Below are 12,910 nucleotides of genomic sequence, written 5' to 3' on the forward strand. Positions count from 1 at the left end.
CAGAAGCGAAGCGAATCCCTGCTAATCCCCAATCTCCACTCCCGGCCCATCAAGATTCCGCGCCGGCGGTCGATGAGACAGAACGCTGACCGGCGTCATCTGCGCTCGAGCGTGTGCGCTGGGTCAAGCGAGCGCGACGTGTATGTTGCGCTGCAATGACGGTTGGACTAAGAAGTCATGGCAGTCCCGCCTTGCGCAATCTGACCGCCCATCGTTCCAGGAGATGTTCATGAAGCCGTCCTCGCTCGCGTGTTGTCTGTCGTTGCTGCTGCTCGGTGTGGTGCCGTTGGCACAGGCGCAGGACGAACAAGCCCCCGCTTCTCCCTTCAGCGGCACCTTTGCGGTGACCAGCGACTATCTGTTCCGCGGTATTTCACAGACCAATGAAGAGCCCGCCTTCCAGGCCGGACTCACCTACAAAACGCCGTTCGGTCTGTACATCGGCACCTGGACGTCCAATGTCGACTACGGTGCCGGCGATCCGGACTGGGAAGTGGATGGCTTTGTCGGCTACAACACCGATCTGGGCACCAATTTCAATTTCGATGTGATGGTCAATCGTTACCAGTACCTGGGAGCGGGTGCGTCCAATTACGCCGAGTTGATCACCAAGACCACGTTTCTGAAAACCTATAGCCTCACCGTTGCCTACACCAACGATCTCTACGGCACCAAGACCGATGGCTACTACTACGCGCTGGATGCCAACTGGTCGCTGCCCTACGACTTCACCTTCGGCGCGCATGCGGGGCACAGCGTCTATACCTCGTCGCTGAGTCAGGTGGACCACGACTACAACGACTTCGGCGTGAATGTCGGCAAGGCCTTCGGTCCGCTGGGCCTGAGCGTGGGCTATTACGACACCAGCGAGGCGGCGGAATTCGGCTTCGGTCGGCAGAATTCGCAGAACCATCTGGTCGCGACTGCCACGGTCACCTGGCCGTGATGCCGTGATGGCAATCGCTTGAACAGCGGCTCTAACGGCTCGGCCGTGCAGTGGTAGTGGTGCGGCGGCAACAAGAGTTGATGCCCGGGTTCTTCAGTGTCTACAGTTGAAGGACACCGAGGTTCAAATCTCGTTTGTTTTGTTTTTGAGTGATGCATCGTGCGGATAGATCACTTGCGGAGCGGTTGATCTGCTGCCTGGCTGCAGGGCCCTTGCCCACCCACCATCGCGGGACACGCCGCAAGTACGTCCCTGTAGGCTCTTACGCGGCATCCATGCCGCGTAAGGTCCCGCGATGGTGAGCGGGCAAGGACCAGTCGAGATGGTCGGTCGTTGAAGCAGTCGCCGATGCGATAGCTCAATCGTAGAGCGGTTGATCTGCTGCCTGGCTGCAGGGCCCTTGCCCACCCACCATCGCGGGACACGCCGCAAGTACGTCCCTGTAGGCTCTTACGCGGCATCCATGCCGCGTAAGGTCCCGCGACGGTGAGCGGGCAAGAACTAGTCGAGATGGTCGGTGCGCACGGTAGGAGCAGTGCTTGGTGCGCGCTGTTCGACAATGGTGTGCAGGCTCAATATCCAATGTAGGTTGGGCGAAGCGTTTTCTTATGCGGTCACAGACTATTTCTCTGGTGCGGTGTCCTTGCCGGTTGCGGAACCCTTGGCGGCATGGGTGGATGCCGCCAAGGCGCCTGCAGGGATGGATCCACCGCGTGTCCCGCGAGCGGCAAAGGCGCCGCGCCCTCAATCAGTGAGTTTTGCCTGCTGCGTAGCCAGTGCTCTGAAGATGGACATGCAAAAGGCGCCTTGCGGCGCCTTTTGCGTTGAAGCGTATTGGCCGATCAGTTCCAGCTCAACACGACCTTGCCGGCCTTGCCTTCTTCCATCAGGTCGAAGCCCTTCTGGAAATCGTCGATCGGCAATTGGTGGGTCAGCACCTTGTGTAGCGGGAAACCCGACAACACCAGTTGCGTCATCTTGTACCAGGTCTCGTACATCTTGCGGCCGTAGATGCCCTGCACGGTGAGGCCCTTGAAAATGATCTTGTCCCAGTCGCAACCGGCGCCGCGCGGCATGATGCCGAGCATGGCGATCTTGCCGCCGTGGTACATGCAGTCGAGCATGTCGTTGAAGGCGCGCGGGTTGCCGCTCATTTCCAGGCCCACGTCGAAGCCTTCCATGTGCAGGTCGGCCATGACCTCCTTGAGCGAGGTCTTGGACACGTTGACCACGCGCGTGGCGCCCATGTCGGCCGCCAGCTTGAGGCGGAAGTCGTTGACGTCGGTGACCACCACGTTGCGCGCACCAATGTGCTTGCAGATGCCGGCGGCAATGATGCCGATCGGGCCGGCGCCGGTGATCAGCACGTCCTCGCCGATCACATCGAATTCCAGCGCGCAGTGCGCGGCGTTGCCGTAAGGGTCGAAGAACGCGGCCAGCTCCGAGGGAATCTGGTCGGGGATCGGCCACAGGTTGCTGGCCGGCATCACCATGTACTCGGCGAAGGCGCCGTTGACATTGACGCCGATGCCGACCGTGTTGGGGCACAGGTGCGGGCGGCCGCCACGGCAGTTGCGGCAATGCCCACAGACGATGTGGCCTTCGGCCGACACGCGTTGGCCGACCTGGTAGCCGGTCACCGCTGAACCGAGCTCGGCCACGCGGCCGACGAACTCATGGCCGATGGTCAGGCCGGGCTTGATGGTGCGCTGGCTCCACTCGTCCCACAGGTAGATATGCAGGTCGGTGCCGCAGATTGCGGTCTTTTCCAGCTTGATCAGCACCTCGTTGGGGCCGGGGCTGGGAACGGCGACCTGTTCCAGCCAGATGCCCTTGTTTGCTTCGCGCTTGACCAGCGCCTTCATCGTCTGCGCCATCTGGCGGGACCTGCTGAGTGAAAGTAAGACGGCGATTATATGCGGCGGGAGGTCGCGGCCATGCGGCGGTGCGGGAAGTGAGTGATGTCGGCTGACCCGGTTCATGGCGGGGTAGGGCCGGTGCCGTCCGTTTCCCCTCGGGAGAAGGTGGCGCGCAGCGCCGGATGAAGGGGCGCCTCAGAGATTTGTCGCCGCCTGCGATGGCAAGCGCGTCGCCACGCGTCGCCAGGATGAATGATCGGCGTCACCCTCACTCTCACCCTCAACGCCCCCGCTCCGCGCCCCTGCCCGCACCCGCGGCGGGACGCTCCAAAGCACGCGCGCCTGGGTGCGCAAGCCGTGTCTTCTCGCCCGAGAAGAGGGGCGGCGGCGACTCAGAACTTCACGTCCAGACTCATGAAATACTGCCGCGGTGCGCCGACCACCATGGTTTGATTGTAGCCATCCGGATCGGAGGCGACATAGCCGTTGGTACCGGTGCTGGCGAAATAGCGCTTGTCGGTGAGGTTGGTGATGTTGAGCGCCAACGCCACATCGGCCACCCCGCCCACGCGACCGAAGTCGTAGCGCGCGCCGGCATTGAACAGCCAGTACGAAGGCACCTGCGAATCGTTGAGGAAGGTGATGTAGCGCTTGTCGACGTACTTGCCGTCCAGATCCAGGCGCAGGTTGCCGAGCTGGTAACTGGCGCTGGAGGAGAACATCAACGCGGGGATGCCGACCACGTCCTTGCCGGAGGTGGCGACCACGCCGTTGTTGAGGTAATCGTCCTGGTAGCGCGAGCGGTTCCACGACAGCGAGTTCAACCAGCTCAGGCCCTCCACCGGGCGCCACATCAAGGCCAGATCGGCACCCGCGCTATGCACGGCGCCGACGTTGCTCAGGATCGCCGCGCAGGTCTGCACGGCGGTACACGGCGAGGTGGTCAACAAGCGGTTGGAGAACTTGGTGAAATAGGCATCGGCCGACAGCTGGAACTGCGCATCCTGCACGCGGTAACCCACCTGCACGGTCTGTGATTCTTCCGGTTCCAGCGTGGAACGGCTGCGGTCGAACGCCGCCTGCGAGGTGCCGAACGGAGTGAAGCCGAACGCGGCGATGTTCTTGCTGTAGGAGGCGTACAGGTCCTGGCGCTCGTCCAGCTTGTAGTTCACGCCGACCTGCGGCAGGAAGTTGTCTTCGGCACGGATGCGGCCCTGTGCCAGTGCGGTGGTCGGCACCAGCGATTGCGCGCGCGTGGTGGTGCTGAGCGCCTTTGCGCCGTAGTTGAGGGTCAGCCGATCGTCGAGCAGGCGCACGGTGTCCTGCAGGTACAACATGCGGGTCTGGGTGGTGTAGCGCTGCAGGAAATCGCGACGGAACGGGGTCTGCGCTTCATACACGTTGTACAGCGAGGTATAGCCCTCGTTGCCGAGCGCGAAGTAGTTGCGCTGCTGCGTGGTGCGTGCGTTTTCCGCCCACAGGCCCACTTCCAGATCGTGGTTGCCCCACGACCATTTCAAGGCGCTGGTGCCGCCGAAACGATCCAGGCCGTAGTCGGTGGTGCGCATCGACAGCGGCACCTGCGCAGAGGTGCGTACATACGGCGTCACCCATTGACCTTCGCCACGATTGCCGTGGTAGTAGCCGGTGGCATCCAGGGTGGCGTCGCCGAACACGAACGTGCCCGACAGCCCGGCCAGGTTGTCGCGGCGCAGGCCGCCGCCCGCGTAGTAGCTGGCATCGAGCCAGCTGTAATCGTCGGGCAGCCCGGCCAGCGATTGCGGATAGCCGTTGGCCACGCCGCTGGTGGCGCCGGTGTTCTGATACGCACGCGCCATCTGCACGGCGGTGGCCCAATCCGGCTGCAGGTAGTCGTAGTCCCAGCCCAGTGCGCGCTGGCTGGTCAACGACAGGTCCATGTAGTCGTATTCCTTGCGCCGCGAGGTGTCCACGAACAGGCTCAGACGGTTGCCGTCGCCCCACTGGTAGACGGTCTTGAGGTTGGCCTGCTCGGACTGCTGGTCGCCGAAGCCCTTCCATTTGTCGGTGCTGGCATTGGCATAGGACAGGTACGCCGACAAGCCGTTGCGATCGCCGGTGTCGCCGCGCACAAAGGTGCGGCGCGTGGCATCGCTGCCGACCGTCTGCACCAGGCGCAAACCCGGCGTGCTCTGCGGGTCGGCCGAGTAGAACTGCATCGTGCCGCCGAGGTTGGTGTTGGACGCGGTGCCCAGCGCACCGGCGCCTTGCGCGATTTCCACCGAGCCGAGGTTTTCCGAGATGATGGCGCGGGTGATGTGCAGGCCGTTGGTGACGTCGTAGCTCATGTTGCCGAGCGGAATGCCATCGAGCGTGTAACCCAGCCGGCTCTGATCGAAGCCGTGCAGGGTGACCTGCGTGGACCACTCGTAGGTGCCGAACGGATCGGCCGACTGGAACTGCACGCCCGGCAGTTTTTCCACTGCCTTGAAGGCGCTGCTGCCCGGTGTCAGCTGCTCGATGTCCTGCCGGCTGATGCGCTGGACCTGGCGGGTGCTGCCTTGCGACACCACGTTGATCGCGTCCAGCTGGGTGGCGTTGGTGGCGGCATCGGCCACGCTGGCCGGGGCATCGGCTACCGGCGCATCTGCACCGGCAACCGGATCGGCCGCCGGTGTGGCAGCAGAGGCGATGGCGGGGAGCAGCGCGGCCAGGGCAAGCGCCAGCGGAGTGACATGAAAACGGCGAGCGGAAGTCATGGGGGAATCCTGTTCGAGCACGGCTGAGGGCAACGCACGGTGCAGGACCGGCGTTTCGCGACGCAGGGTGTCAACGACGTATGAAACATTGATGACGGTGGCTGTCGCAAAACTGTCGTGCTTGCCCGCTATACGTGTCGTACCCAGCCGCACTGCGCGGCGATGTACACGTATTTCCTGCAGGTTCCGTAGCCATGACGTCCTCCCCCTCGCGCCGCGATTTCCTCAAGCGCGTCGCCGCGCTGACCGCCGCCGGCGCCATGCCGTCCTCGATCGGCCGCGCACTCGCGCTGCCGGCCAACTCGCGCACCGGCACGCTGCGCGACATCGAACACGTGGTGATCCTGATGCAGGAAAACCGCTCCTTCGATCATTACTTCGGTGCGCTGCGCGGCGTGCGCGGCTTCGGCGATCCGCGCCCGTTGCAGCTGCGCGACGGTCACCCGGTATGGAGCCAGCCGGCCGCCGATGGTCGTCGCCTGCTGCCGTTCGCCTTCGATTCGCAAGACACCTGTGCGCCGTTGATCAAGAGCCTGGATCACTCGTGGAAAGCCGGCCACGGGCAGGACCCGGCGCGCTGGGCCGAGTACGACGCCTGGGTGCCGTACAAGGGCGAATTGACGATGGGATATTTCCAGCGTCACGACATCCCGTACTACCACGCACTGGCCGATGCGTTCACCATTTGCGATGGCTATTTCTGTTCGCTGCACGGGCCGACCAATCCCAATCGCATGTACCTGTTCACCGGCACCAGCGGCCCGAGCGTGGGCAATCTCGGCGCGCAGGCGGTGACCAATGCCGACGACGGCAACTGGACCGCCGACATGGCGCGCGACAAGCCCGGCTACGCTGCGATGGACTGGACCACCTATGCGCAGCGCCTGCAGGCCGCAGGCGTGGACTGGCGCGTATACCAGGAGTACGACAACTTCGGCTGCAACTCGCTGGCATATTTTTCGCACTACCGCGATCTGCACCCAAGCGACGAACGCTATCGACGCGCACGTGCCTGCGTGCCCGGGTCCACTGCAGACAATGCCGCCACCACGCAGGCCGATCATCTGGTCGCCGCAATCGCCGCCGACGTGCAGGCCGATCGCTTGCCGCAGGTGTCCTGGATCGTGCCGCCCACCGCGTACTGCGAGCATCCGGAAGCGCCGCCGGCCTATGGCGAATCGCTGGTGGCGCGCCTGATCGATGCGCTCACCGCCAATCCGCAGGTGTGGGCGAAGACCGCGCTGATCATCAACTACGACGAGAACGATGGCTTCTTCGATCACGTTCCCGCAGCGCTGCCGGCTTTGGATGCGCGCATGGGGCGCAGCAATGTCGATACGCGCGGGGAGGTCTACGAAGGTGTGCCGATGGGGCTGGGCATCCGCGTGCCGATGCTGGTGATCTCGCCCTGGACGCGTGGCGGCTGGGTCAATTCGCAGGTGTTCGATCACACCTCGGTGCTGCGCTTGCTGGAACGCCGCTTCGGTGTGGCCGAACCCAACATCAGCCCGTGGCGTCGCGCGGTCAGTGGCGATCTGACCAGCGTGTTCGATTTCCGCAAGCCGGACGATTCGGCACTGCGCGCATTGCCGTCGGTCGACGACTACCGCGCGCGCACCGCCGCGGTGCGCAACAAGCCGCTACCGGTGCCGCCGGCCAAGGCCGGCATGCCGCGGCAGGAGCCGGGACAACGTCCGGCGCGCGCGTTGCCGTATGCCTTGCAGGTGCATGCGCGCGAGCAGGGCGACGGCGGCGTGCAGCTGCAGTTCGTCAACAGCGGCGCTGCGGCAGCCGCGTTCAACGTCTACACCAGCGCTGCGAGTGGGGGCCCGTGGTACTACACCGTATTGCCCGGCACCCGCCTCGACGATGTGCCGGTCGGCGCTGCGCACAACGGTACCTATGCGCTGAGCGTGCATGGACCCAATGGCTTCCTGCGCGAATTCGCCGGCGACCTCGCTGCGGCCGGGACGCAATCGGCTGCGCCATGGTTGGAGGCGCGGCAGGACGGCGAGGCGCTGGTGCTGGACATCGGCAATGCCGGGCAGCAGCCGTGCACGCTGCAACTGCGCGCGCTGGACTACGCAGACCCGACCGCGCGCGCGCTGCACCTGGCTGCAGGTCAGCGCCAGACCGTGCGTCTGGCGCTTGCTGCCAGCGATCACTGGTACGACGTTGTGCTGGAACAGCCGGGCGCGGCATTCCGCCGCCGCCTGGCCGGGCATCTGGAGACCGGCAGGCCCAGCCGCAGCGATCCGGCATTCGGGCGCGCCTGAGCTGGCGCCGGGGGCGCACCGGTGATGGACGCGCAGGGGAGGCGGGTTGTTCTGGCCTCGACGGCAACCCAGCGTCGGTGGGCTACAACGGGATCTTCGATCCGGCGATGACCCGCACGATCGCCGTGGATAGCCGGTATTTGCGCTGGGTCATGCCGGAGTCGCCCCGCATCGCAGCTGTTGCCGGAATTCGGCGTGTGCTGACGCGGGCGGCCGGCGCCGCAGCGGGAGGGGTTATCATGCGCTCCCGTTTCGCTGCGGCGAGCCGGCCCCTTCCCCAAGGAATCCCTCGCGCATGCGCATCCTGCTTGCCCGTCACGGCGAGACGCCGTGGAACGCCGAAGGCCGTTACCAGGGCCAGATCGATATCCCGCTGTCGCCGGTCGGCGAAGGCCAGGCCGCTGCCCTCGGCGCGCGTCTGCAATCGTTGGAGATCACCCGCGCGGTGGCATCGCCGCTGTCGCGTGCGCAGGCCACCGCCAGGCTGGCGCTGGGCAGCAACCGCGAAAGCCTGCTGCAGACCGATGCGGACCTGCAGGAAATCGCCCACGGCGAATGGGAAGGCCTGCTGGCCAGCGAGATCAACGACAAGGATCCGGCACGTCTGCGCGCCTGGCGCGACGAGCCCGATACCGTGCTGATGCCCGGCGGCGAGTCCCTGCGGCAGGTGCTGGACCGCAGCTGGCGCGGCCTGGCGCGCGCGGCCGAAGGCCTGGGCGCGGCCGATACCTTGCTGGTGGTCGCGCACGATGCGGTCAACCGCGTGATCCTGTGCAAGATCCTGGGCCTGCCGCTGTCCCGGCTGTGGACCTTTCGCCAGGCACCGACCACGCTCAACCTGCTCGAAGGCGAGGACGTGGATCACCTGGAAGTGGTGCGGCTCAACGACTGCGCGCACCACACGCCGTTTTTTGGTGAAGCCAAGCATCGGGCGCTGTAAGACAACGCCCGGCACGGACGCTGGATGAGACCGTGGCCTGTGATATCGGCACAATTGCCAGGTGGCCCAGGGCGCTTCGCTACGCTGTTTTTGGCAGCGTGTCCGGCCTGTCGGCGCTGGGAGCGTTCTCCGACTTCATTCCCGCGCCTTTCCTGTCCGGTCGGGCCTGGATAGCGCCGATGGTGCTGCTGGGAAGCGGTCTGACGGTATCGATCGTCGCGCCGGCCTATCGCATCGGCGGGTGGAAGGCGGTCGTTGGCAAGCAGCTTTTCAACACCGTGCTGGCGCTCTGCCTGGCGCCGCCGCTCTTGGGATTGCTGTGCTGGCTGGTGCTGGCCAGAGGTGGGCCCTGGGTCTACACCCGCATCGCCGGCGTCGATTTCGAAGAGACGCATGTGATGCAGACCGCCGCCATGCCCGGCGCGCGAGCGTGCAAATACCGGTTGAGTGGCGGGCCGCTCGCGCATCGTTTTCCGGGCCATCTGTGCATCGACGAAGCGCAATATCGGCGTCATCCCGAGCAGCGCGTCTCGGTGCTGTTGCGCGGTCAACGCTCCGTGTTGGGCATGCGCATTGCGTCCATTTCCGATGTCCCCTGACTGCGGGCGACAGCGCTCCTCCAGTTGCTGGCTGAGGCGCGCGCACCCTGTCGGCCCATGCGACGGTGCGCGATCTGCCGGCGTGCCTGGTGATATGCGCTGCGCGCCGGCAAACGGCGATAATGCGCTTCTTCTCGCGCAGCCCTGACCGTGAACGCAACCGACTCCCTCTCCGACTGGCTCGCCTACATCGAGCAGCAGCATCCGCAGAACATCGCCATGGGCCTGGAGCGCGTGCGCGAGGTCGCTGTGCGGTTGCAGATTGAAGCGCCAGCAAGGCATGTCATTGTCGTAGGCGGCACCAATGGCAAAGGCTCCACCGTGGCCTTTATCGAGGCGATCGCGCAGGCCGCCGGCTGGAAGGTGGGCAGCTACACCTCGCCGCATCTGCTGCGCTACAACGAGCGCGTGCGCATCGACGGCAACGAGGCCGGCGACGCGCAACTGGTGGACGCCTTTGCCGCCGTCGAGGCGGCGCGTGGCCAGACCGCGCTGACGTATTTCGAATACGGCACGCTGGCGGCGCTGTGGCTGCTGCAGCGCTCCGGGCTGGACCTGGCGGTGCTGGAAATCGGCCTGGGCGGGCGCCTGGACGCGGTCAACATCATTGATTCGGATGTGGCGGTGATTACCACCGTGGATATCGACCACACCGATTGGCTGGGCGAAGACCGCGAGGCGATCGGCACCGAGAAGGCCGGCATCATCCGCGCCTGGAAGCCGGTGGTGCTGGGCGAAATCGACCCGCCGTCGAGCGTGTTGCGGCGGGCCTACCAGTTGGGCGCCAATGCGATCCGCGCCGGCAGCGACTATTTCTTCGAGCCGATCGAGGCGCAGCACCCGGACGCGCCGCAGTGGCGCTGGCGCGATGTTGCGGTGACCCTGGAGCTGCCGATGCCGGCCTTGCAGGCGCCGGCGCAACTGGCCAACGCCGCCGCGGCGATCGCCGCGTTGCAGGCCTTGCCGGTGGAACTGCCCGATGCCGCCTGGGCGCAGGGCATTGCCAATGCACGGGTGGCCGGGCGCCTGCAGCGCAGCGACATCGATGGCGTGCAGGTGCTGCTGGATGTCGGCCATAACCCGCAGGCCGCGCGCGCGCTGGCCGATGCGCTGGGCGCGCAGGCGCACACCGGCCGCACCCATGCGATCTACGCCGCACTGGCGGACAAGGATGTGCTGGGCGTGGTGGAGGCGGTGGGCGCGCAGGTCGACCATTGGGCCCTGGCCGGGCTGGACGGTGCGCGGGGGCAGTCGGCGCAGGCCTTGCAGGCCCGTCTGCAGGGCAGTGCCGCAGCGCAGGCGGCCTGCCACGGCGATGTGGCGGGCGCACTGCGCGCGGTGCTGGCGCAGGCCTCACCGGGCGATCGGGTGCTGGTGTTCGGCTCGTTTCATACCGTTGCCGACGCCCTAAGCGCACTTCGTTCAGTCCACCCGGGTCGGTAGCCCGGCCGCGGCCTTATAATCGCCGCGGCACCCCGCCACGCCGCCTCTCGTCTCTCTACGTGGATACTGCTCTGAAACAGCGACTGATTGGCGCCATCGTTCTGGTGGCGCTTGCCGTGATCTTCCTGCCGATGCTGGTCAAGGGCCCTGCGCCGTCGAGCGGCGTGGCCGATGTGCCGCTGGAGGCGCCTGCCGCACCGGCCAATGGCCAGTTCGAAACCCGCGAATTGCCGCTGGTCACCCCGGGCGATGCGCCTGCCGGTGGCGCGCTGGGCATGCGCGGCGCCGCCTCGGCGCCGGCTGCGGTGCAGGACAACCCGGACGCGGCCGATCTGGCCAACCCGTCCAGCGCGCCGTCGGCGCCTGAGGTGGCGGCCGGCAACTACGCGGTCAACTTCGGCGCCTACGCCACCAGCGCCGACGCCGACGCGGTGCTGGCGCGGCTCAAGCAGGCGCAGCTGCCCGGCTTCAGCGAAAAGACCCAGATCAACGGCCGCCCGGCCTGGCGCGTGCGCGTGGGGCCGTATGTCGACCAGGCGCAGGCCGAATCGGCGCGCCTGCAGGCGGTAAAGGTGCGCAGCGACGTCAACGCCCAGGTGGTGACGCTGGATGCCAATGCCGCCGCGCCAGCGCCTGCAGCCAGTACACCGACGCCGGCCCCGGCCGCAAAACCCAGCAGCAGCGTGGCCGCCGCCAGCACCGCCGCACCGACCAAGACCGAAAGCCTGCCGCCAGAACCGGCCAAGCCGGTGGCCGCCGCGCCCAAGCCGGCCGAAGCGCCCAAGCCCGCTCCGGTCAAGCCGGAGGTGGCGAAAACGGAGCCGGCCAAGCCCGAGCCGACCAAGCCGGCCGTCGCGGCGCCCGCCGCGCCGGCAGCGCCTGCGGCCAGTTCGGTCGGCTTTGCGGTGCAGCTGGGCGCCTTCGGGCGCGCCGAAGACGCCGACGCCTTGCGCGACCGCGTGCGCGCCGCCGGTTTCAGTGCCTTCGTCGAACAGGTGCGGACCGACAAGGGCGCGCTTAACCGCGTGCGGGTCGGCCCGGTGGCCAACCGTGGCGATGCCGAACAGTTGCGTGCGCAGGTGGCGGCCAAGGTCGGCATTTCCGGCATGGTGCGTCCGCATCCGTAAACGACTGCGCCGCCAACCGGCGGGCGCGGTACATGCCGGAGATCGGCATGACGGTTGGTTCGCTACGCGCAGTGCGGCTCGTCCGCAGCCCGCCCGATCGCCGCTTGCGTGGTATCGCCAGCGGCGAGCGGATTTCCTGATCGCCTCACACCCATGGAGGGGAGCGCAATGAACACCGAGCCAGGTTGGACCAGCGGCGCGCGCGTCGCGCGGAGAAGTGGGTAATGATCGACATGGTGCTGGGCGTCATCATCCTGGTGTCGGCCCTGTTGGGCCTGCTGCGCGGATTTGTCGCCATCGTGGTCGGCACGCTGTCGTGGTTGCTGGCCGGCTGGGCGACATTCCAGTTCGGCGGCCCGGCCGCACGCTGGATCGCCGACGGCAAGCATCCGTCGGCCACCGAATCGTTTGGCGGCTACGCGATGGTGTTCGTGGGCGTGCTGATCACCGTGGCAGTGATCGGCATGGTGATCCGTGCCGGGGTGGATGCGGTGCGCCTGGGCGGGATGGACCGCATGCTCGGGTTCGGCCTGGGTCTGGTGCGCGGCGGTTTTCTGGCCAGCGTGCTGGTGCTGCTGATGAGCTTCACGCCGCTGCCGCGCGAGCCGTCCTGGCGCCAGTCGATGCTGATGCCGATGCTGTCGCCGGGCGCGAGCTGGATGCGGGCGCAACTGCCGGCCTGGCGGATGCCGTCGATGGACATGCCATCGATGGAACTCGGCAACTTGCCAACGGAGTTGGGGAAGTTGCCCTCGGCAGGCGATAATACGGACCTGGGCAAGGCGCTGTCCGGGTCCGGTCTGAGCGACACCATCACGCGTGCGCTCGGGCAACCCGGTAAAGCCGCCAGCGACGGACGCGATCCGGCGCAGGCGATGCCGGCCAATATCGATCCGGCGCAGGTTCGCGGCGGAGAAAGCGACCCGGCTCGGGTCGAGTCCCAAGGCCAGGCACGGCCCCCTTCACAGTAACGGCGCAAGCC

Annotated in this window: 9 protein-coding genes and 1 pseudogene; 8 read left to right on the plus strand and 2 right to left on the minus strand. The window is 66.5% G+C overall.

Features of this window, described 5'->3' with window-relative positions; translation table 11 throughout:
* Positions 1–229: 229 nt before the first annotated feature.
* Entirely contained in the window at positions 230–946 is a 717-nt protein-coding gene (locus ABQ039_RS04935) for a TorF family putative porin (RefSeq protein ID WP_024938543.1), read from the plus strand.
* 842 nt (positions 947–1,788) lie between these two features.
* On the opposite strand, the gene tdh is transcribed toward ABQ039_RS04935, so the two are convergent.
* Together tdh and ABQ039_RS04945 are read right to left on the minus strand one after the other, a co-directional pair.
* The gene (gene tdh / locus ABQ039_RS04940; protein ID WP_172641694.1) at positions 1,789–2,823 is read right to left on the minus strand and encodes an L-threonine 3-dehydrogenase; all 1,035 of its coding nucleotides are present in this window, start codon (positions 2,821–2,823) and stop codon (positions 1,789–1,791) included.
* Positions 2,824–3,197: 374 nt separating this feature from the next.
* Positions 3,198–5,543 carry a TonB-dependent receptor domain-containing protein gene (locus ABQ039_RS04945; RefSeq protein WP_349778576.1) on the minus strand — a complete coding sequence of 782 codons (2,346 nt, stop codon included), beginning with the start codon at positions 5,541–5,543 and terminating at the stop codon, positions 3,198–3,200.
* Positions 5,544–5,737: 194 nt separating this feature from the next.
* On the opposite strand from ABQ039_RS04945, the gene ABQ039_RS04950 reads away from it, so the two are divergent.
* The 7 genes and pseudogenes from ABQ039_RS04950 to ABQ039_RS04980 all read left to right on the plus strand — a co-directional run bounded on the left by ABQ039_RS04950 (position 5,738) and on the right by ABQ039_RS04980 (position 12,899).
* Entirely contained in the window at positions 5,738–7,819 is a 2,082-nt protein-coding gene (locus tag ABQ039_RS04950) for a phosphocholine-specific phospholipase C (RefSeq protein ID WP_349778577.1), read from the plus strand.
* A gap of 3 nt (positions 7,820–7,822) precedes the next feature.
* Positions 7,823–8,023 (plus strand): annotated as a pseudogene (locus ABQ039_RS04955) (S46 family peptidase); the annotation flags it as partial.
* A 91-nt stretch (positions 8,024–8,114) separates the two neighbouring features.
* Positions 8,115–8,759: a histidine phosphatase family protein gene (locus ABQ039_RS04960; protein WP_016902223.1), complete on the plus strand. Its 645-nt coding sequence runs from the start codon at positions 8,115–8,117 to the stop codon at positions 8,757–8,759.
* A 53-nt stretch (positions 8,760–8,812) separates the two neighbouring features.
* Positions 8,813–9,358, plus strand: a complete 546-nt coding sequence (locus ABQ039_RS04965; RefSeq protein ID WP_374057857.1) for a hypothetical protein — start codon at positions 8,813–8,815, stop codon at positions 9,356–9,358.
* Between the two features lie 150 nt (positions 9,359–9,508).
* The gene (folC, locus tag ABQ039_RS04970; protein WP_102255757.1) at positions 9,509–10,801 is read left to right on the plus strand and encodes a bifunctional tetrahydrofolate synthase/dihydrofolate synthase; all 1,293 of its coding nucleotides are present in this window, start codon (positions 9,509–9,511) and stop codon (positions 10,799–10,801) included.
* 59 nt (positions 10,802–10,860) lie between these two features.
* Positions 10,861–11,928 carry an SPOR domain-containing protein gene (locus ABQ039_RS04975; RefSeq protein WP_349778578.1) on the plus strand — a complete coding sequence of 356 codons (1,068 nt, stop codon included), beginning with the start codon at positions 10,861–10,863 and terminating at the stop codon, positions 11,926–11,928.
* Between the two features lie 224 nt (positions 11,929–12,152).
* The gene (locus ABQ039_RS04980) at positions 12,153–12,899 is read left to right on the plus strand and encodes a CvpA family protein (protein WP_016902227.1); all 747 of its coding nucleotides are present in this window, start codon (positions 12,153–12,155) and stop codon (positions 12,897–12,899) included.
* The last annotated feature ends 11 nt before the right edge of the window (positions 12,900–12,910 follow it).

Source organism: Xanthomonas sp. WHRI 6108 (assembly GCF_040202385.2).
Classification (GTDB): Bacteria; Pseudomonadota; Gammaproteobacteria; order Xanthomonadales; family Xanthomonadaceae; genus Xanthomonas; species Xanthomonas arboricola.

Excerpts from the sequence above, each read along its gene's own strand:
- ABQ039_RS04980 (WP_016902227.1), top strand. The coding sequence starts at position 12,153 with ATGATCGACATGGTGCTGGGCGTCATCATCCTGGTGTCGGCCCTGTTG.
- tdh (WP_172641694.1), bottom strand. The coding sequence starts at position 2,823 with ATGGCGCAGACGATGAAGGCGCTGGTCAAGCGCGAAGCAAACAAGGGC.
- ABQ039_RS04945 (WP_349778576.1), bottom strand. The coding sequence starts at position 5,543 with ATGACTTCCGCTCGCCGTTTTCATGTCACTCCGCTGGCGCTTGCCCTG.
- ABQ039_RS04935 (WP_024938543.1), top strand. The coding sequence starts at position 230 with ATGAAGCCGTCCTCGCTCGCGTGTTGTCTGTCGTTGCTGCTGCTCGGT.
- ABQ039_RS04950 (WP_349778577.1), top strand. The coding sequence starts at position 5,738 with ATGACGTCCTCCCCCTCGCGCCGCGATTTCCTCAAGCGCGTCGCCGCG.
- ABQ039_RS04960 (WP_016902223.1), top strand. The coding sequence starts at position 8,115 with ATGCGCATCCTGCTTGCCCGTCACGGCGAGACGCCGTGGAACGCCGAA.